Here is a 21,044-nt window from a genome sequence, read left to right as displayed (position 1 = left end):
TATCTTGATATTAAGAAGCTTGATAGCGATTTGCTTGTTTGATGCTAGCAAAATCGTTAAAGCGAACACCGTGTTTTTTCATTACCTCAAGCACTTTCTTGCTGATCATTTGGCGTAAATAAAACGGTTGATTCGGCACAAAGTGATGAATTGTATGGGTATGGCCAAAGTTAAAACAAAACAAGTTAAACGGTGCAAACAAGCGACTCGTTATAACATGCGTTTGCTCCAGCATGTTATTAACGCCGCCATAGTAATGCATTGATGAAGTCACAAAATTTAATGAGCTTGAACGCACAATATTAGGCACAATCAACACCACCATTAAAAACTCAAACACCGCCATAGTGTCCAGCAACAACGCCGGCGAATTAGCCGCAAGTGGGGTAAATAAATCAACTAAATGGAACACAATTACGCTGTATAAAATAGCAAAGTACGCTGTGGTAACCGGAAACCCTGCGTTAAATACCTTAAAAAAGCTAAACCCTTTGATTTCTTTACTAAAACGTTTAGCGTTAATTAACAAGCCGAGTAAGCCATCAACAATTACCAACGCCCGTAACAATGGCTTTTTAATGCCATTACCCACTAAGCGCTCTTCTAAGTCTTGCTCAGTACCCGACACTTTATGATGATGTAAATGCATTTTACGGCGATACCATGGGCTAATAGTATTTGGGCGCATTAGCCACACTGTTAGCATCATAAAGTTATGTAGAAAAGGCTGGTTACTAAAGTACTGTTTATGGATCAGGTCGTGTTCAAGCTCGTGGGAAATTGACGCTGCAATGGCTGCTAAAATAATACATAGCCACGCAGGGATAATAGCGAAGTAATAAAGTGCACCAACCCCAATTAACGCACTGAGTGATAATAATAAAATAGCCATCCCGATAGTATTTTGATGGGCTAATAACGGGTGCTTTTGACGAAGCTTAGCTTCTTCAGCTTTAATCGCCATAACAATGGCTTGAATATTTGCCTTAGCAATTAAAGAGGTCATAACTAGCAACGGATAATCAAAATTGCGCAAATGATATCCGAAAAAGTACAACGCTGAAAGAGCAACGAGCAACGAAAAAATAAAAGTGCCGTTAATTTAAGTCAAGCATGTTTTTTTAATATAACTACAATTGGTTAAGTTAGCCGTAGCTAAATCGACTTAAATTAAAATAGCAGTCTTTTGACCTGTAAGAATTATTATGGCGACAGAGTGCCATGAACGGACGTTGCCGATCCTAATTGCTTGTTATAAGCATTTTAATTCTGGGATCCTGTTATATAAAGCTTCTCTTACTCTATCTTCTAGTTCAAACGCTTCAGCTTCCCACGGTTGATATTTAGAGCATGAGTAATTTGAATCACTAGCTGACAAGTTGGGATAGCTTTTGCCTTTTCAGAGACTATAACCTTCGCATGGTTCCGTCGGCAGGTCTTTCTTTTTGACTTTTATAATAAAATGCAAGATGCAAGACCTGATGCTGTTTTTCTTCGATATGGCGCGCGGGTTTGCAGTCTCAGCCCAAATTGTTGGGCGAACATAATCGACTTGTTAGAGTTTTTTTGCCAACTTATTATGAATTGCACTGTATGACGTCTCTAGTCTTTTTAAATGCTTACTGACATTTTTCCATTCCCAAACTAAAAAAGACCCAAACTCTGGATAAGTATCCTGCCACTCTTTTGCTTCCTTTTTATCTCTTGCATGAAGCGAAAACAACACGAAGTAATCTCCTTCAATAAAAATATTGAAATTGATTGTGCCCCAGCCATCTGCTGTATATCTATAGGTAGCACCATCACACTTATCTGGAACCAAATCATGTTTCTCAATGTAAACCTCCCCACCAGTGTCAGAGTAGTGGAGAGTCAAGTTGATATCTTTACACCTAAAGTCATTCTCAGAGAGTTTGAAATTAGCATATTCATTCAAATCCTTCCGATTAGAAAAAAATTGTATTTCTTTATCGAAATCTGAATAAGCTTCGTAAATAAGAACATCATCTTCAAAGATAAGATTAAGAACCTTTGGTAGTTCTGAAATTGGAATTCCGTTTACAATAGACATACAGAAAACTCTAACGAGCCTGTAGAATAACTCGTTTTTAATTTATTTTTATTGATGCATTAACCATAGCCCAGTTGCTATTTTGATTCAATCGACAACTGGCTTTCACGTAAAATATAAAAAGAGGGCTTGGTGTTGTTTTAATTGGCATTTTTGCAGGTGTTTGAGTGGCTTATTTTAGGTGGTAAGTGCCTAGCCTTATCAGTACATCGTGATTACAGGAGGTGAACCGCCCACTGCACTTACTGTAAATAAAAAGCGCATATGGGTGATGTTGAAAGAGCTCAGGCTACCCGATTAGTGTAAGCTACATTTGCAACAAGAACTTACGTAAATCACGCTCTTGTCTCATTATGTGTAAAATAAAAACCTTATCATTGTCTATTTTGTAAAATATACGACAAGGATTAACTATCACTTCACGGTAATTCAGATTTGATAGTTCAATCGGTGTTTTCCCTGATTCAGGGAACTCTTCAAGGCGTTCAACTTTAGCAAAGATTTTCGCCACCAACTTTTTAGCTGACAGCAAGTTACTCAATGCAATATATTCAGCGATATCGTTTAGATCTTCCAGAGCAGGATTTGTCCAGATTATTTCAGCCATTTATTCATTTTCTCTTTAGCTTCAATATTAGACGTAGTTTCTCCTCTACTTATTGCCTGCTCGCCTTTAGCTAACGCCTCAAGGATTTGCATACGTTTTTGCATGAATTCGAAGTCATCAACATCAACAAGATACGCTGACGGTTGCCCATGTTCGGTGATTAATACGGGCTCTTTAGTTAAATGCAGCTCAGATAATATTTTCGTCGCTTGGCGTTTCAATGTTGTTACTAACTCTACTCTCATAATAACCTCCACAAAAATGTATCACTATAGTAGCACTGAGTAAGCAATTTAGGAAACACAGCTAACGAGCCTGTAGATTAAAATTAGACTAAACTAGACTGACATATTCGATTGATGAAACCAGCCCTCTTGAGTAGTGCCATGATGAAGTTAACCGATGAATGTCTCGGCTCTGGCATACTGCTTCGCTCTACCTTCTAAATCCATTTGGTCGTAGTGCCCCAGTGACCCCAAAAGGATATGGGAAAAACCTGGCTGCGATAAAAGCGCCTCTATATGTGTTTGCCGTAAGCTACTTGCTTAACAGCCGCATCGACAGACGAAGTAAACGAATTTGTTTATTGAGTTAGAGTTAACCGCCACTAAATGAAAACTGTCAAATAGAACACAAGTGCCTATGAAATGAGTTCAGGCTCATATGTGTTAAATTTTTACTTGGCATATTGTTCAATATATTTTGTGGTAGTTTCTTTTGCTTGGTTTAACTCTGCCTCAGACATTGCTTTGGTTAGCCGAGCCAAACCCTCTTTTGCGAACTCTGTGTCAGTACCTGCTCGCGCAATAACCACTTTGTACCAAGCATAAGACTCAACACTATTTTGTACTGAGACAGGGCTAGACTCTAGCAAATATGCATACTCAACTTGTGCTGTGTAAAATCCTAGTTTTGCACTCTGATCTAGGTATTTTTGAGCTGATGCAAAATCACCTTTCGATGCTGCCTCCACACCTTTGTGGCGAAGTTCAACTGCCTCACTTGCTAAAGTGCTAGCAGAAAATACTAGCGAAAGGATTGTTACTAGAATGAGCTTCATTGTTTCTCCTGAAATTTAACACACCCGCATAAACTGCAGAACATGTTGGATGCTTTTTTGCGTCATTTTCTCTTAAGCAAAAAACCGGAAAATATGAGATGTCAGATTTAATACGATTGTTAGGTTTTATCTCTACAAACTTGCTAAGAAGCTTTGTATTTCAGGAGCTCTTTTAGATGCATATTGATATCCATCTAATAACTTTTTTAGCTGCTGTTTTGAGTTGATTGGCATATGATAAGAATTAATACACACTCCTTGTGCGAAATTTCCGATACGAATATACATATTCATCTTACCTTGCTTTGAAAAATCACCACCACTAGGAATAGTTGCTTTTAGTTTCTCAAACTCTTCCCAGTTTTCATTAAACGCTGCAATATATTTATTGATTTCCCTTCCTAGAACAGAAACAAATGTACCGTTGTATCTCATATCAGGACCAGAGAAATAATAAGAAATTTCCCATGAAGACTTTGTGACCTTCAATTTACCTCCACATGGAAGAGGCTCCTCGTATGTTCCTGTACTCATCACACCTCCGTTGATAAATTGATACCAATGCCCAATTAACAGGCTAAAAATAGTTGGCTAAAATAAGCGACGAAGGAGCAAAAGCCAACTGTTTTTTGTCCTTGTTAAATTGTTTGTTATAAGCTGTCACCTAATATTTTTTATAGCTTCATTGATGTCTTCACCTAATTTATGGACTTGCATAAATAAGTCTGAAACTGATTCAACTGAAAGATCAATTTTATTGCCTTCTTTGTCATAACCCGCCCGATGAACACAGTGATGACGTAATTCAACAGCTTTAAACAACCATGATAGATTTGACAATTCATATCCAAGAACCGACTTATACATCGGTTTAATTTTTTTCAAATCATGAAATATTAAGTCTTTTAAATAACTTGCTACCGTAACTTTTAAAGCGTCCTGCTCTTGATATATTTCTCTTAATGTAAATTTTCGTTTAGAAAATTCAGGATCACTTTCAATTAACTTCCTAGTGAGTACTTCAGAATTACATACTTGATGAATAAATACCCCAGCGAGATAACCCTCTATAGCTGATACAACATGCGCATGAATCATTACGAGGAAACTAAACTTTGCATCGTCAGGAACAGTTAAATTCAAAATTTGATCTACACTGTCTAGTTGTTCCGTTAATAAATCATGATGATCCTTATTCTCATTTTCTTCATACCATTCATAGTCATCTTCATCTAAATTAGAATCTCTTGAAACCTCATCAACCAAATCATCTATAAAATCAGGATCACTTGCTTCTCTTCCATACATTTCACATAAATCTTGATAATCACTCATCGTATCACTCTAAAGTTGGATAAAGCTTATAACATTTTAGTATTTATGCGACACGCACATCTTTCTACTCCGACCACACTCACATTAATACTTTACACAGTTTTAACAAATTAGCTAAGGTATTACTATCACTAAGTTTTCTATTATCTTTAAGCAAAGCTAAATGAAACAATATACGCGCGCCGCTCATATCCTTGAATATGTGCGCAAACAACAGTTTGAGCACTTAATTAGCTATTATATTTAGTCAATTTCAATGTCTGGCTATCACTATTAGCCGAACTTCGTCAAAGTGGCAATAGCGTTAAGTCAAACAGAAAGTAGCAAAATTAAAAAAGGGAGACTGAATCTCCCTTTTTTAAATTTTTATTCGCTGTTATTTTTTCGGCAAACGCATTCGTGCAACCGTATTATCAGATAAAACATAATGGTGGAATAAGGCGGCGGCGGCATGTAATCCAATCAAGTAATAGCCAACTTCCCCAGCGGTTTCATGCAGCTCTTTGATGGTTTTAGCCAAGTCTAAATCTTTACTGGCCAATGGCGGCAGCTCTAGACCAAAAAACGGAATTGGTTTGCCTGCCGTGCTCAAAATTAACCATCCCGCAATAGGCATAGCAAACATGAAACCATACAAAATAACATGCACTAGTTTGGCCAGGTTATTTTGCCACTTAGCTGGTTCTGGTTTTATATCAGGAGCCGAGCCACCCACTACGCGAGCAATTAGCCTAACGCTTACTAAAGCTAAAACCGATAAACCAAGCATAAAATGCCACATTTTAAAGGCATCTCGGGTTGTAGTCCCTTTGTCGAATAATTCGCGCAGTTCAATGCTTGCGTAAACAGCTACAATCAATATGAACATAAGCCAATGCAAAGCAATGGAGAGCGTATTGTAATGAGTTGTCGTGTTTTTTAAATTCATAATGCCTCTCGAAAAATGAAATTATACCAATCGTGTTAAGTTACTGACCATTTATAGCGACAGATAAATACAGTGATAACAAGGCATAAATTTTGACATGTAGTTGTTCTACTTGAAAAAATCATAACGCAGTTAGCGCTTTATTTAGCTCGCTAGAATGGTTAAATATTTAAGTCGATCGGTATTACATGGCTACTCATCAACCTACCTCTTATGTTTTGAGAGCTTGAAGAGGTAACCTCTACCCTTGTACGTATTAAATACTCCACATACAGTAACCTATCGTTACTAAGTATTTAGTGATCTAAAACATAAAATTTGTATTTCAAAAATCATGTTTAAATATGGTTGGTTAAGCGTAAACAGTAAAACTTAAAATAAACTTAAGTGATTGGCATAACAAAATAACAACCGTTGGTTACCTTTCGATAAGTATTTGCTAGTTAAACTAATAATTGAAAAGAAATTGAATTTACAACGTTTTTTACACTGTGGCTTTTGAATCAAACAATGCCAGTTCGAATCATGGCTAGCTTTTCAATACCGTGATCGGGCGTCCATCTTTTAAACTCAACAAAGTCATGCTTTTTATATAACTTAATAGCGGGCTCGTTAACTACTGCGGTTTCAACTATCGCTGTTGATGCTGTTTCAATAAAGTTAGTTAACGCATAGCGGATTAACTTTTCGGCGATGCCTTTTCTAAAATGCTTTGGGTCAACCGTTAAGCTATTAATTTCTAATCGCTCATTGATAATTACCAGTTCAATAACCCCTCCAAGCTGAGTATCGTCATAAAATCCATAAAAAAGCGTTTGCGAATTGTGTATATCATTAACAGTGCGCGATAAAGGCGGAAAATTCTGCGTACCTATTAATTCAGCTTCTATTTTATAAGAGCGTTGAAAGGTGGTGTAAATTTGCTTTGCGACTGCCTCATTTGCATTATCTAACTTTGCAATCATTGACTGAAATCCCTGTTGTAGCATTTTTAGTTGTATAGATTGCAGATAATAACATTCAGCCCATACCATATTTATAATTATTATTAACTTATCAACGTGCCAAATTTTATAAAGTGTTTTTTAAAAGAGCTAGTTGAAGGAGCTGATTTAAGCCTTTTACTCAATCAGTCCCTCCTAAACTACACACTTTACTGTTGTGATCCTTGTACACCGTAAATTGCAGGGCGCTTTAGCTGGGCACTTAAAGGTAAATAACACGCCAGTGCGCCAAGGCTAATTACAAACAATAAAGTCATGAATAACATACCAAGCTGCATAATTTGCGGTACTCCATCCGCAATCAGTTGTAGTGGTTGTTGTAAAGCCAGCAATAACGCAATACTGAGTATTATACCCGTTACGATTGCGCTGCCATTTTGCTTAAATACTAACAAAAACAATGCCAGTGGCTTTGCGCCAACACACAAATGAATACCAATTTCAGCACGCCTTAATAACACTGAGTAGCGCATAATACCTATCAAACCAATACTGGTTAAGGCAATAGTGGCAGCAATGATCATCAGCGTTGTCGCCGATACTACATATTGACGAAACAGTGCTGTATCGCGCTGTGCATTTAATGGCGCTAATTGATGAACTGATAAGCCTGAATCAATAGATTGTAATAAGGTGTTAAGCGTATTTTTTGTTAAGTGCTGAGCACTTTTAAACTCGATAATAAATGAATTATAACCAGCACGAGTCAAATAAGCTTTAGGCTCAAGCGACGTTTTCCCCGGTATAAGCATTGTTTTAACTATGCCTATTATTACTAAATCATTTTCGCGCCCTGAAGTTATATCAAAACTCAAATGCATACCCAATGCATTACCATCATTTGATAATTTTTCTGCTAGTACATCATTAATAATAATAACATTCGCATTACTTTTAGTATCCTCGTTTGTAAAACCACGTCCTTGTAATACGGGTTGTTTAAGTAATGAAAAATACTGCTCATCAACTGATTTACCATAAGGTAATACGTTTTGATTGCTTGCTACCTCAACCAATGACCAAGTAATTAAATTATCGTTTATAGGTGATGATGAACGACTTACTTGCCTAACCTCTGGCAGTAAAGCAAGCTCGTTAGCTACTTGCTCTAATAGCTGATTTGCTTTGTCTCTATCAGCCGCTACATGGCTTGCTACATTAACCTTTAAACTCGTTAATTGCTCAAGTGGCAGTGTGAAAGCCTCGTCAATATTACTTTTATTAACGCTAAAAACTAAAAAGTTAATAAACAATAATGTACACGCTACAGCTACTTGAAAAGCGACCAAGCCTTGCCATACGCGCTTGCCCACCTGCACTGTCGTCCCTTTACCTGCTGACTTTAAACTACTTATCAGTTGTTGGTAATTTACTATTCGCGTACATAAAAAAGCGAACAGCGTCGTTAATATTAAGCCGCTAACCAGTGTGATAAGGAATGATACTGCATTAATAGAAAGCTCATTGGCGCGCGGTAATATTGCCATGGCAAAATCGCTTAAGGTTGCTAAAAAAATCGCCGCTAACGCAAGGCCTATTATACTTGCTAAGCCTATTAGCAAGGCAATCTCCAGCCAAAACTGTTTAAACAAAGTAAACCGTGTTGCGCCCAGCGCCGCACTCAGTGCTAATGTGTGTTTACGCGCTGCAGTTCTTACAATAAACACGTTACTAATGTTTACACAGGCAATAATAACCAACCCCGTTACAGCTAAAATGAGCCAATAAATATTCTGCGGTGTCTCTTTTAATATTACTGTTTGCAAGGTGTTTAGCTCAAGTTCGATATGCCAACCTGCAAAGAATGCTTCGGTCGTAATATGCTGTTGCCATACATCATCCACATACTGCGATAACCTTTTACTCGCCTGCTCAATGCTTACATCGCTTGGTAATTTAGCCACAAAATGGCTGCGCGAGTAACGGTTCCACCAAAATGGTTTAGCCTCTGCAGAGGTTAAATTATAATCCCACGGCAACCATACGTCAGTGACCTGCCCTGTTTTGATAAGTGCAGGCGATTTAAAGTTGGCTGCAGCCACACCTATAATTTTGAATTGCTGAGCGCCCACACTAAGTGTTTGACCTATTATGTTTTCTTTACTGGCAAAGTCATTTTGCCATGTTCGATAACTTATAACGGCAACGGGGTTAAAACTATCAAGAGCTTCGGTTTGCGTAAAACCTCGTCCTAAATGTAGCTTAATTGCAAACATTTCAAACCACTGAGGGGTAACAAATGAGGTGTTTACTATGGGTAAGCCCGCTACATCATCAAGGCGTTGTTCACCGTAATACACCAACGCAGCTTGCTCAAATAATTTATGATTTTTATATAAATCAATCAGTGCAGGGTAATTAAAAGCGCGGGTATTAAGCGCCCCGGTTTGGTCTATTTGAGCATATTCAGCTTTTACTAACCGCATTTGCTCAGGGTATGGCAATGGTTTTAACAGCATAATATAGGCAAGTGTTAATACAGTAATTAATGCAGCTAAAACAATACTTAACGTCGCTACAACACTTAAACTGTAAACTTTATGATTAGTTATATTAAGTAATGCATTTTTTAAATTATAAGTCATTATGGCACTCCGTTAAGTTATCCCTTAATAGCCATTGACGTTTTATTATTTTTGGATATTCCATTTTACTCTCACTAAACAGGTTATTTAAGCACTTAGCTGATCTTTTATACCCACAGCCCCTAGCATCTCACCATCCAATAGCTTTAGTTGCCTTGTAGCCATATCACAGTAACGCGGGTCATGTGTCACCATGCAAATAGTGGTGCCGGCTGCATGTAGCTCACTTAATACGTGCATAACTTGATCTCCCGATTTTGAGTCTAAATTACCCGTTGGCTCATCAACTAATAATATTGCCGGTTCAGTCACCAGCGCTCGGGCTATCGCCACGCGTTGTTGCTGTCCTCCTGATAATTGGTTAGGTTTATGACTCATACGATGCCCAAGCCCTACTTTTTCAAGGCACGCTTTTACTTTTTCAGCAATTATTTGCTTGTTTGGTTTACAGTGGTGATAACGCAGTGGTAATGCCACGTTGTCGAACACACTTAACTCATCAATTAAATTAAATGATTGAAAAATAAATCCTATTTTTGCATTGCGAATTTCAGCAGCCTGATTTAGCGAAAGTGCAGAGACGTCTTTACCGTCAATTAAATATTCACCGCTGGTTGGCATATCAAGTAAACCCAATAATGAAAGTAATGTTGATTTACCACAGCCAGATGGCCCCGATATCGACAAGTATTCACCGCGATAAATACACAAATCAATACTACGCAGTGCATAGGTTTGTAACTCTTGGGTTTCAAATACCTTACTAATTCCTTTCATTGCTAATACGACATCGGCTTGGGTGTTCGTTATTTTTTGCTCTGTCATTATTTTTGTCCTGTTCATTAGTTAATTAGAATTTCGCTATTGCTGCGAGTAAGGTTGGTTAAATCTGAAATAATTAATTGCTGATCTAACTGTGCGCCGCTTAGTATTTCGATAAAGCGCCCAGCCTCGCGACCAAATTTGATATCAACCAAGCGTGCGCTTTGCTGCTGTGAGTTTACCTGATACAGCTCTCTTACACTGTGCGGTTTTACGTTTGCTGGGCGCTCGATATAAGTAACATCTTTTAGCTGTGCGACCTTAATATTGGCATCGACTGTTAATTGCGGCCGAACATTTTCAGGGAGCTCTTTAGGCAACGATAACTCTACCTCTACTGTATTATTACTCACCACAGGGCTGATGCGTGACACCTTTGCCATAACAACACCGCGGCGTGTATCTACTTCTGCGAGCTGCCCTAACCGAATATCATCTACTTGATTTTGTGGTACTTGAATAATTGCAATTAACGAATCAACCGAGCCGATAAGCGCAATTTCTTGCCCTGCATTTACGCTTTGCCCAAGCTCAATCGGTAAACGCTGTAATACCCCATCCATTCCCGCTACTACAGATAGGTTGGCCAATTGTGTTTGTGCCATAACTACTAACCCTTGTTGCTGTTTAATTTGCTCAAGCTGAATGTTTTCAGATTCTATGTGTACGGCTTTTAGTTGCTCTGAACGTTGCTTAGCTATTGCTAATTGCTGGCGAAGTTGTTGCTCGTCTAACACGCTACGCTGATAATTAAGCGTTGAGACTATGCCCTGTTCAACCAAACTGGTTTCAGCTTTTAATTTTAGTTTGGCATTTTCGTAAGCGGCATGGCTTTGTGCCACATGAGAGCGCTCGTTTAATAACTCGCGAGTATTGTTTAATCTTAACTGGCGTAAGTTAGCATTGAGTTTATTAAGTTCTTGCTGCGCATTTTCGAGCTGTTGCTCAAGCGCTGGATTGGCTAACTGCACAATCACTGAGTCACTGGTCACTATTGCGCCTGGTTTTAATAAAATAGCCTGCACAGTGGCCAACGTTTTTGCCGTAAGCAATTGCTGCTGCGCAGATTTAAGTTCACCATAACCTGTAACCGTAATCGCAAGCGCGCCTTGGCGTACATCACTAATAATAATATTACTGCGCGATACTGACACACCTACTTGACTGCTGCGCTGATAAATCACTGCCACAATTAAAATAACAGCCAGTAATAAAATTAGCTTATGCCAAAGCGATAACTGCTTGACTACTTTTGTTTTTACTATGTCCATATTGCACCGCATTATGCTTTGTATATCTAAGCTATAGCGAAACACGTGCCAACATTAAAAATCAATAAATACAAGGAATTACAAGTATTTACTATTCAAGAATTCTTATTGAGCGGCGATACCGGACTCCTCAGTATCAATTTGAGACTGGCCCTAGTTAAAGGCTTTCACTTCGACAGACACGCTAACCCAAAATCGGACGCAAGCAGTCCGTAATCGGACTGGAACACCTACTGAAATCACCTTTAAATAGCTAACAAGCTGAAATACAAAAATAAAATCACTGGCATAGAAATCGCTATACGCTACAATCAACCTGTGCTTATTCACCTATTTGGAAGTTTATGCCTGCCACTATTTTGATCATTGAAGATAGCCCCGAAATCCGCCTAAGCGCGCGCTTTATTTTAGAAGATAACGGCTACCAAGTGCTCGAATGCGACTCACCTTTTAGCGCGCAAGCAGTAGTTAAAGATAGCCAAGCGATTGACCTTATTTTGCTCGATATGAATTTTACCCGCGACACCACATCAGGTGACGAAGGTTTGGCGTTTTTACAGCACTTACATAAACAACAGTTAGATATCCCTGTCATCGCAATGACTGCGTGGTCGAGCGTAGATCTAGCGGTTCGCGCTATGCAACACGGTGCGTGTGACTTTATTGAAAAGCCATGGCAAAACCAGCGCTTATTAAAATTGCTCGATCAGCAACTCACACTTAAAAAGTTAAACAAACAAAATCAAAAGTTGCTGCAACAGCTTAACGATCATGCCTCGCCTGCATTTGTGTATCAGTCACACGCTATGCAACAACTGATAAGTCAGTTAGCTAAGGTGGCTAAAACCGATGCTAACATTTTACTAACCGGTGAAAATGGTACGGGTAAGAGCCAATTAGCACAATGGCTTCATCAGCAGTCAACGCGCCATACACAACCGTTTATTGCAGTGAATATGGGGGCTATTGTTGAATCGTTATTTGAAAGCGAAATGTTTGGTCATAAAAAAGGCGCGTTTACTGATGCTAAAAATGAGCGCATTGGCCGCTTTGAACTGGCCGATAACGGCAGTTTATTTTTAGACGAAATAGCCAATATACCACTACCACAACAAGCAAAATTATTACGGGTACTCGAAAGCCAAGAGTTTGAGATGGTTGGCGCGAGTCACACTAAAAAAACCAATGTACGCTTGATCAGTGCCACCAATGGCGATATTGCCACACTGATAAAACAAGGCCAGTTTAGAGAAGATTTATACTATCGGATAAACACTTTGGAGTTTGTAATACCGCCACTACGCGAACGCATTGAAGATATAGTGCCTTTGTGCGAGCACTTTATAAATTTACATGCTAAAAAATACTCAAGCACCATACTTACATTGAGTGAATGCGCTAAACAGGAATTAAACCACTATACTTGGCCGGGCAATGTACGCGAGCTAAGCCATGTGATTGAACGGGCAATATTGTTAGCAACAACCGACACATTGACCGCCGATGACTTAAACCTGCACAGCAGTCAAATCAATAACACATTACCACTAATGACACTAGAGCACGCAGAGCGCCAATTAATTGATTTAGCCCTCAAGCAGACCCAAGGCCATATTCCTAACGCCGCTAAATTATTAGGTTTAGGTAAATCTTCTATGTATCGTCGCCTTGAAAAATACGGGATTACCGTATGAAAAGCAGTATGACACTTAGTTGTCTTTATCACTCATCGCTGGAACGCAGTTTAATTGGCTTTGCATTTTTTAGTAGCACTTTAGCAGCGTTGGGGTGCTATTTTATTGGCCAATATTTTGCTTTATCTGTTGTTACTTCTGCCGTTATCTCAATCCTATTTTTAGCTATTTATCTTAAGCTGTTTATTCGTACCTATAAAAAAGTGATCAACAGCTTTAACCGCAATTACGCCCACCTAGATGCCATTTTAAACGAAGATTATAACCAGCTCGTTAAGCCCAGCTATCAGGCGGGGAGTATTCACCAATTACAACAAAGCTTGATTGAGTTAAGTGAAGAGTTATTTAAAAAGAAGTCGCGATACGATCAGCATGTTTTTTTGGTGTACCAATTAATTGAGCATTTTAATGTGCCGATCATGGTGCTCGATCAACATAATAAGCTCAGTTATGCCAATAATGCGTTTAGCGAATTTAAACAGACTCAATGGCAAACCTTACGCTATGCAAGCGCTGAACAATTAGGGCTTACAAAGCAAGACGCACATTGGCAATTTAGCGATGTTATTACAGCCCAGCAATGGCAAATACGCCACAGTGAATTTATAGAGCAAGGCAGCTGTCATCAACTTATTGTTATGATCGACATCACCTCAGCCCTTCGCGAAAGCCAACTGCAAGCATGGCAGCAAATTATTCGCGTACTCGGTCACGAAATTCGCAACTCACTCACACCAGTTACTGCAATGGCTGAAAATCTCGCCGTGAAGCTCACCGAGCCACGACAAATACAAGCACTTAATGTTATAAGTGAGCGCTGTAATTATCTTAATGAATTTGTCACGCGCTATGGCGATATAAATAAACCACTGGCACTTAATATAGTAGCAATAGACACCGACACATTTTTAAAACAAGTGTGCGCAATATACCCTGACGTTGCATTTAGCTGCGTAACAGACGCCGCAACTTTTAAGGCCGACCGCACGTTTATTCATCAAGTCATGATCAATCTAATAAAAAATGCCATCGAAGCAAGCACCCCGCCCGTTAAAATAACATTAGGTGTGCATAAGCAAGGAAAAGTAAGCTGCATCACCATTGATGATAACGGCCAAGGCCTTGCCAACCCCGATAACATATTCGTGCCGTTTTACACCACTAAACAACAAGGTCAAGGGATTGGTCTAAGCTTTTGTCGCAACGTGATAGAGCAGCATCATGGTAGTTTGAGCTTAGCGAATAAAGAAAAACACCAAGGTGCAGTCGCAACAATACTATTGCCAGTGTAGCTAGCTTCGAAAAGAAATACTAAAAAGAACATTTAGTTTAATCAGCGAATACTTTGTAAAAGCAGCCCCTATTCTAAAAAACAACGATAAAAAAACCTGTACGCCCTCAAACTCAACTTCATGTAATACGCTGTAATATGTCTTTTGTGGTGGTCATTCTACAATTTCACTCGGTTACTTAGTAACCATATAACAGTGCGAATGCAATCTACAAAAGGAACAAGAAAATGTCTGATGAAAGCTTATATCTCGTTAAATTACAATTTCAATCTGGTGTTGTTGGTGGTGGCTCTATGGAAATTCAGTTTGCTGTAGATCCAAAAACAGGTTCATTAAATGGTCGAGCGAATGGCAGCATCCAAGAAGGAACGCAGCATTCACCTCATTTCACCGCTAGCGCATCGGGCCATATGCATGCAACTGGCTATAATGATGTAACTAAAGTTGGCGCGCTAACAGGTCAAGCAGTGGTGTCTTTTCCACCACCTGCAATTGGTAGTTACCAGTCACCTTTTACGGCAAGCTTTGGCGTTGATAATCAATGGAATGGCAAAGGCAGTTTTTCAGTGGGTGATAATACCTACCAATGCAAAGTGACTCTAATTGACTAAATAGAACATAGTTTGCTCTACTAGATTAAATTAAGCGGCGTATAGTAACTTTGAACGTCGCTTAGCTCTCACCTGTTTAGGTTTTCTTGGCTCACGTTTTAACTAAAGCTGAAGGTAAACAAGTCCGCACGACTAAAACTATATTTAAAGTATCTGTTGATTTAATACTGAGCAACTTGCTTCTATTTGATAAGTGCGCTGAAGAACAGTGTGAATTTGCTTTACGACTGTCCTTGTATGCATTACCTAGATTTTTAATCAATAAGTTAAGTTCTCTGCCAACTTGTTTTATGGCTCAACTTATCATGTATCGCGTTTTTAAAAGGCTTATTACCGTAACTCATAAACACTAGATAAATTTACACTTATATAATATAGAGCTTATTAACCATGCACTTCTGTGATGCAAGTAAATGCTGCGATGCTCTAAACATAGAACAACACAGCTTACTGGTTAAATGCTATTGTACTAATCCGCCATCAGCAATATTCCATTCATGTATGTTAGTGAGAATATCGCGTCCAGTTTTTCCAGCTTCAGAATACTGGCTATTACCAGCATGAAAACCAATTTTTAGCGGTGGAGTCGATAACTTACTCCAGCCATTGAGGAGAGCATCGTAGTTTTCAACCGACAATGCAATCCCTTCAAACATGCTACGCATATCACTGAGGTTAGAAATATCCCAATCACTTAAGTTCTGATCAAATGAAACCGCATTGCGAAACATACTGTTCATATAGGCAACGTCGGACACATTCCAGCGGCCAATGTCTTGATTAAATGCTGATGCACCATCAAACATATTGCCCATATAAAATACAAACCCAACTTTCCAATCACCTAAGTCTTGATTAAATGACACTGCATTAGCAAATAGTCCTGTCATCCTATAAACACCGCCAACTGTCCATCTGCCTATTGGTTGGTTGAATTGACTGGCATTATTAAACATGCGTATCATGTCTTTTAAGCTCGCTGTATCCCAATTGCTAATATCTTGATTAAAGTTCGTTGCACCATCAAACATATGCCCCATTCTTACGACACGAGACACATCCCAGCTTTCAAGAGCTTGATCAAATAAAATAGCACCTTGAAACATACCGGTCATATCAGTAATAGTAGAAACATCCCAATCGTTTATGTCTTGATTGAACGATTGCGCATACGAAAACATGTAAGAGAGATTCGTGACGTTTGATAAGTCAGGTGTATCTAAGGCATTAATAACAAGGTTAGAGCAGTTTATAAATGCACGCTCCATTGATGACCAACGAATATCACCCCACTGCTCTATGGTTAATAATTTGTTCCAATCAGCTTGCGTTTCATCAAAGTAAAAACGTGGGAAGTCACCACTTATTTTAATAATATAGGTTCCGCTGGTGTCGTATGTGTGGGTAATTGTATTAACAACATTGCGGTCGATAGTGCCATCGCCCCACTCTATCTGGAAGTTATAACCTTCACCTTTCGTTGCAATTTTAATTGTATTAGCATCTGTTGAGAACAGTTGTGTATTATCCGTTTTCCAGGTTGTGATAAATTCACGAGGTATAACCACCTCAACAGTGCGCTCAATACTTGCCGTGTTTCCTGCTTTATCTGTTGCAGTATAGGTAACTATGTATACACCTGTGTTCTTAACGTCCACTTCACCAAATACTGTTGCACTGATTGCACCATCAAAGTCATCAAGTGCCGACGCCCCTTGCTCTGAGTACTCTTCATTTAAAAATAGCTTAATATACTCTTTACCAATGAGAGTAAGCAGCGGTGGCGAGGTGTCTTTAGCCTCAAGTACTGTCACTTTTCGGGTAATTGAACCCGTATTACCAGCGGAATCGACTGCAGTATATGTAATTGTGTAGTCGCCGTGCGTACTTTCGTCCACAGAGCCTGAAATAGCGACACTGACTGTTCCATCCACATTGTCTTGTGCTTGCGCCCCTAGTTCTTGGTATGATTCGCCCAGCTCAAGAGAAATAGACTTTTCACCATTCAACGTTATAGTTGGCGCTTGTGTATCGTCGGGTGCAACCACTGTAATTGTTCTAATTACACTTGAAGAGTTTCCCGCGCTGTCAGTAGCAGTGTATGTAAACGTATATACACCAGCTTGATTAAGGTTCAAAGAGCCTGACACGCTAACACTTACGCTACCGTCTTTATCGTCTGAAGCAGATGCACCTAACTCTTGGTAGCTATTGCCTATATTGAGCGTAATAGCTTGCGAACCGTTTAAAGTAATAACAGGCGCTGTTATATCTAGGTTTGAATTAGTTCCTGTGTCAGATTTTTCTGCACTACCAGAGCCACCGCCACAAGCAGATAATGTAAACAGAATGCACAAAATAAAAATATGCTTAAAGATAAATAAGCGATTAGTCGTCATTTTTTTTCCTTTAAAATGCCTCAATGTACGAACTTTGAGTAAGGGTAAGTAATAAAGTAAAAATATATTTAGGGCGCGCATTCTACTATACCCACAATAGGTAATCTGTATTTATTTACCAATAGACTATTGTTGATAAGTTTTTTAATCAGCATGAGGGAAAGTTAAAACGATACGGATTGGCTAAAAAAGCTATGGTTCATCGTCAAATATTGGTTTGAGTGGCGCTCGAGTCCGCATTTCACTTTTCTATAGGCATAAAAAAACCCTTGCTAAAAAGCAAGGGCTATCAAAAGTGGTACCAGCGGCCGGACTTGAACCGGCACGCCTTGCGGCAGGGGATTTTGAATCCCCCATGTATACCAATTTCATCACGCTGGCATCATTTTTCTTTAACCTTCTAACATGAGAAGATAAAGAAAAACCACTTTAGAGCTAGGACTTATCAAGCTGTCTTTGTCTCTATGCCATGCATTATACAAACAATAAGAGGAGCAGCAAGCGTTTTTTACAAAACCACGATCAACCGCTTAACAATTGAGCAACCATTAACATTCACTCATAAAAGCGACTAGCTAGTATTTGTCTCGCTATTTGCTAAACTAGCGCACATATTAACTTTGTGAGTTTATTTATGTCTGCTGAATTTCCGCGTGCGAGCTTTTGGCGTCGCTTTGCGTCGTTAGTTTACGATACGTTAGCTATTATTGCATTTGCTATGCTAAGCGTTGTTTTGTATTTGTTTGCCGTACAAGGGCTTATTTCACTTGAGGTTATTAGTTTAAATGGTGCTGAGGATGTGTCTGCGCTAATTCAAAATTCACTATTGTTATCAGGTCTTCGCAGTACACTTTTAGTCGTTGTAGCGTTAGTGTTTTTTGGCTATTTTTGGACTAAGAGTGGCCAAACGATTGGTATGCGCGCATGGCGTTTAAAAGTACAAACTCGCGATGGTAAGCTAATTAGTTGGTCACAAGCCGTTATTCGTAGCGTAACCGCATTACTTGGCTTGGGTAATTTAGTGGTATTAGTTGATTTTAAAAACAAACGAGCGCTGCAAGATTACCTGTCTAAAACCGAGGTTGTTGCGCTAACAAAAGAAGAAAACAAACGAATTTATCGTTCTTTAGATTAGCAATAAGGAGCTAGGCTGCTAGCTCCCCATTATCAATTTCGCTTATTAAGCAAGTAAGTCGCAAAACCTATAAATATTATGCTTGGTAAAGTCGCCCCGATTATCGCAGGGATTTGATACACCATCACCACAGGACCAAATATTTCATTGGTTAGGTGAAATGCAATACCGGTTACTACGCCCATTACAATCCGCGCGCCCATCGTCACTGTACGCAGTGGGCCAAATATAAACGACAGCGCCACTAATAACATCACCGCTATCGATACTGGCTGCATAATTTTACGCCATAAAGCCAGCTCATAGGTGCTGGTATCTTGCTCATTTTGTTTTAAATAACCTAAATACGACCAAAGTCCTGTGAAAGAAAGCGCCTCTGGTTTTACCGATACTACACCCAGCTTTTCAGCTGTAAGTTGTGATTCGTAAAACTCTTCATCTTGTTGCTGTGTACTGATCAACTCTTCACTGAGTTGCAGTTTACTTACATCACGAAGTAACCAACCATCTTTACGGCCTACTGCTTCGCGAGCTTTAGTAATTTGTGTAAGTTGTAGTGATTTATCAAAATGATACATGTTCACACCGTGTAATACGCCGTTTTGGTCAACATCTTCTATATTAATAAAGTTATTACCATCTTTAGCCCATACACCTTGCTGAGCGTTAAATACATCGCCACCGTGTATAGCTTGATTACGCATTTCTTTCGCTTTGAGCTGTGCGGCCGGTGCGCCCCACTCGCCTAATACCATCATACAAAGCGCCATAAATATTGCAGTTTTCATCACTGAGACAATAATTTGCAAACGCGACATACCAGCAGCTTGCATAACCACCAGTTCACTATTTGACGCAAGTGCTCCAAGACCTGTTAAGCCACCAATTAAAGCGGCCATTGGGAAGAACACCACAAGATCGCCAGGCATGCTATATAATGTATATAACAATGCAGTTGCAATATCATAGCTACCGCGACCGACTGATTTAAGCTGCTCAATAAATTTAATCAGGGTACTGATCCCCACCAAGACCATCAAAGCAAAACCAGTGGTTTGCAAGATGCTACGGCCTAAGTACCAATCAAGCATTTTCATCATGCGCCATACTCCCGCTTAGTCAACACAGCTTTTAGCCAAGCACCGAGTGGCCGCCCTTTAATGATCAAAAAGCCGCCGATAAATAACGCCGTAAAGTGGATCCACCATAGGCCAATTGAAGGCGGAATTTTACCATCCTCAACTGCAAATTTTGCTGCATTCAATAAGATGAAATAACCTAAATACAAGCTTATGGCAGGTACTAACTTGGCAAACTTACCTTGGCGCGGATTAACGACACTCAGCGGTACTGCTAATAAAGTAAGTAGCGGAATAGAAAGCGGAATAGCAAGACGCCACTGCCACTGAGCAATCGCATCAGTCGTTTTCATCGCAAACAAATCAATGGTCGGCACAGCTTCAAGTTTGCGGCGTTGATGTTCTATCTCTTGCTCACGGATTTGTACACTATAGCCATCAAATTCGGTTAAATTGAGCGCTGGCGTTTCACCGTCAGTTTCGTAACGCTTACCGTCACTGAGCACCAATTCCTGCTCACCGCTTTCTTGCTCGACCACCACACCCCGCTGCGCATATACTAACCGTGCGAGATTGTCTTTTTCACTATCGGGTAGTTGTGCTACAAATACTTTGTGTAATTCTTTGCCGCCGTTTTCGATATTGTGAATAAACACCACCGCTTTTTCGTTCCCTGTTTGTTGAAAGCGCCCAGCCCGCAGCGCTGATAACCCGGCATCCGCTTTGGCTTGTTCTTTCAATTGATATTCTTGTTCACTCGCCCATGGGGCTATATATAAAGTCAGTACTCCCGCCAATAGCGCTAGTACCACACTAGAAACTAAGGTTACACGCACTACGTACCATTCACTAACGCCACAGGCTTTGAGAACAGTCATTTCACTGTCGGCATAAATGCGACTGTAGGCGAGAATAATCCCTAAAAAGATACTTAGCGGTAGTATTAATGATGCCAATTGCGGTAACTTTAGTGCAATCATCGACAGTACTAACTTAGCAGGAATACCGCCTTCAGAGGCGTCGCTTAGAATAACAACAAACTTTTGCGACAAAAAAATTGTCATCAAAGTTAAAAATACGGCGACCTGAGACTTTAAAACTTCAGTGGTCAAATAACGGAAAATTAGCAATGATCGCCCCTGTTAAACATG

Annotated in this window: 19 protein-coding genes and 1 tRNA gene; 4 read left to right on the top strand and 16 right to left on the bottom strand. The window is 39.5% G+C overall.

What is annotated here, in order from left to right; translation table 11 throughout:
- Positions 1–10: 10 nt before the first annotated feature.
- From H5163_RS05395 to H5163_RS05340, 12 genes are all read right to left on the bottom strand, one after another.
- Positions 11–1,006, bottom strand: coding sequence for a fatty acid desaturase (locus tag H5163_RS05395; protein ID WP_182734638.1), 996 nt, complete (start codon positions 1,004–1,006; stop codon positions 11–13).
- 549 nt (positions 1,007–1,555) lie between these two features.
- Complete coding sequence (locus H5163_RS05390) at positions 1,556–2,071, bottom strand: hypothetical protein (protein ID WP_182734596.1); 516 nt, start codon at positions 2,069–2,071, stop codon at positions 1,556–1,558.
- A 307-nt stretch (positions 2,072–2,378) separates the two neighbouring features.
- Positions 2,379–2,678 (bottom strand): type II toxin-antitoxin system RelE/ParE family toxin, encoded by a 300-nt coding sequence (locus H5163_RS05385; RefSeq protein WP_145241241.1) that lies wholly within the window; start codon positions 2,676–2,678, stop codon positions 2,379–2,381.
- Positions 2,666–2,923, bottom strand: coding sequence for a type II toxin-antitoxin system Phd/YefM family antitoxin (locus H5163_RS05380; protein WP_149981240.1), 258 nt, complete (start codon positions 2,921–2,923; stop codon positions 2,666–2,668). Before H5163_RS05380 ends, H5163_RS05385 begins: the two co-directional genes overlap by 13 nt.
- Positions 2,924–3,354: 431 nt before the next feature.
- Complete coding sequence (locus H5163_RS05375; RefSeq protein WP_182734594.1) at positions 3,355–3,738, bottom strand: hypothetical protein; 384 nt, start codon at positions 3,736–3,738, stop codon at positions 3,355–3,357.
- A 132-nt stretch (positions 3,739–3,870) separates the two neighbouring features.
- Entirely contained in the window at positions 3,871–4,272 is a 402-nt protein-coding gene (locus H5163_RS05370) for a hypothetical protein (RefSeq protein ID WP_182734592.1), read from the bottom strand.
- A gap of 126 nt (positions 4,273–4,398) precedes the next feature.
- A complete protein-coding gene (locus H5163_RS05365; protein WP_182734591.1) occupies positions 4,399–5,073 on the bottom strand; it encodes a hypothetical protein in 675 nt (224 codons plus the stop codon).
- 376 nt (positions 5,074–5,449) lie between these two features.
- Positions 5,450–6,001 carry a cytochrome b gene (locus H5163_RS05360; protein WP_145235009.1) on the bottom strand — a complete coding sequence of 184 codons (552 nt, stop codon included), beginning with the start codon at positions 5,999–6,001 and terminating at the stop codon, positions 5,450–5,452.
- Positions 6,002–6,504: 503 nt separating this feature from the next.
- On the bottom strand, positions 6,505–6,966 hold the full coding sequence (locus H5163_RS05355) for a GNAT family N-acetyltransferase (RefSeq protein ID WP_182734589.1): 462 nt from the start codon (positions 6,964–6,966) through the stop codon (positions 6,505–6,507).
- Between the two features lie 188 nt (positions 6,967–7,154).
- Positions 7,155–9,590, bottom strand: a complete 2,436-nt coding sequence (locus tag H5163_RS05350; RefSeq protein ID WP_182734587.1) for an ABC transporter permease — start codon at positions 9,588–9,590, stop codon at positions 7,155–7,157.
- A gap of 87 nt (positions 9,591–9,677) precedes the next feature.
- A complete protein-coding gene (locus H5163_RS05345) occupies positions 9,678–10,415 on the bottom strand; it encodes an ABC transporter ATP-binding protein (protein ID WP_182734586.1) in 738 nt (245 codons plus the stop codon).
- Between the two features lie 17 nt (positions 10,416–10,432).
- Positions 10,433–11,683, bottom strand: a complete 1,251-nt coding sequence (locus tag H5163_RS05340) for an HlyD family secretion protein (protein ID WP_182719469.1) — start codon at positions 11,681–11,683, stop codon at positions 10,433–10,435.
- 344 nt (positions 11,684–12,027) lie between these two features.
- Here H5163_RS05340 and H5163_RS05335 point away from each other — a divergent pair, with 344 nt between their 5' ends.
- The 3 genes from H5163_RS05335 to H5163_RS05325 all read left to right on the top strand — a co-directional run bounded on the left by H5163_RS05335 (position 12,028) and on the right by H5163_RS05325 (position 15,280).
- The gene (locus H5163_RS05335; protein ID WP_182734584.1) at positions 12,028–13,377 is read left to right on the top strand and encodes a sigma-54 dependent transcriptional regulator; all 1,350 of its coding nucleotides are present in this window, start codon (positions 12,028–12,030) and stop codon (positions 13,375–13,377) included.
- Positions 13,374–14,669, top strand: coding sequence for a PAS domain-containing sensor histidine kinase (locus tag H5163_RS05330; protein ID WP_259397442.1), 1,296 nt, complete (start codon positions 13,374–13,376; stop codon positions 14,667–14,669). The genes H5163_RS05335 and H5163_RS05330 overlap by 4 nt, the downstream gene beginning before the upstream one ends.
- A 227-nt stretch (positions 14,670–14,896) precedes the next feature.
- Positions 14,897–15,280, top strand: a complete 384-nt coding sequence (locus tag H5163_RS05325) for a DUF1842 domain-containing protein (RefSeq protein ID WP_145234995.1) — start codon at positions 14,897–14,899, stop codon at positions 15,278–15,280.
- A gap of 461 nt (positions 15,281–15,741) precedes the next feature.
- Here the strand turns inward: H5163_RS05325 and H5163_RS05320 are convergent, their stop codons facing one another.
- Together H5163_RS05320 and H5163_RS05315 are read right to left on the bottom strand one after the other, a co-directional pair.
- Entirely contained in the window at positions 15,742–17,679 is a 1,938-nt protein-coding gene (locus tag H5163_RS05320; protein ID WP_182734582.1) for a BspA family leucine-rich repeat surface protein, read from the bottom strand.
- Between the two features lie 296 nt (positions 17,680–17,975).
- A tRNA-Leu gene (locus tag H5163_RS05315) sits at positions 17,976–18,060 on the bottom strand.
- A gap of 253 nt (positions 18,061–18,313) precedes the next feature.
- On the opposite strand from H5163_RS05315, the gene H5163_RS05310 reads away from it, so the two are divergent.
- The gene (locus H5163_RS05310) at positions 18,314–18,814 is read left to right on the top strand and encodes an RDD family protein (RefSeq protein ID WP_145234991.1); all 501 of its coding nucleotides are present in this window, start codon (positions 18,314–18,316) and stop codon (positions 18,812–18,814) included.
- Positions 18,815–18,846: 32 nt separating this feature from the next.
- Here the strand turns inward: H5163_RS05310 and lptG are convergent, their stop codons facing one another.
- Together lptG and lptF are read right to left on the bottom strand one after the other, a co-directional pair.
- On the bottom strand, positions 18,847–19,914 hold the full coding sequence (lptG, locus tag H5163_RS05305) for an LPS export ABC transporter permease LptG (RefSeq protein ID WP_145234989.1): 1,068 nt from the start codon (positions 19,912–19,914) through the stop codon (positions 18,847–18,849).
- Positions 19,911–21,023: an LPS export ABC transporter permease LptF gene (gene lptF, locus H5163_RS05300; protein ID WP_145234987.1), complete on the bottom strand. Its 1,113-nt coding sequence runs from the start codon at positions 21,021–21,023 to the stop codon at positions 19,911–19,913. Before lptF ends, lptG begins: the two co-directional genes overlap by 4 nt.
- Positions 21,024–21,044: the final 21 nt, after the last annotated feature.

The organism is Pseudoalteromonas sp. SG44-8 (assembly GCF_014164125.1).
GTDB lineage: Bacteria > Pseudomonadota > Gammaproteobacteria > Enterobacterales > Alteromonadaceae > Pseudoalteromonas > Pseudoalteromonas rhizosphaerae.
Note: the sequence above shows the minus strand (reverse complement) of the source record. Positions and strands in the feature narration are given on the sequence as shown.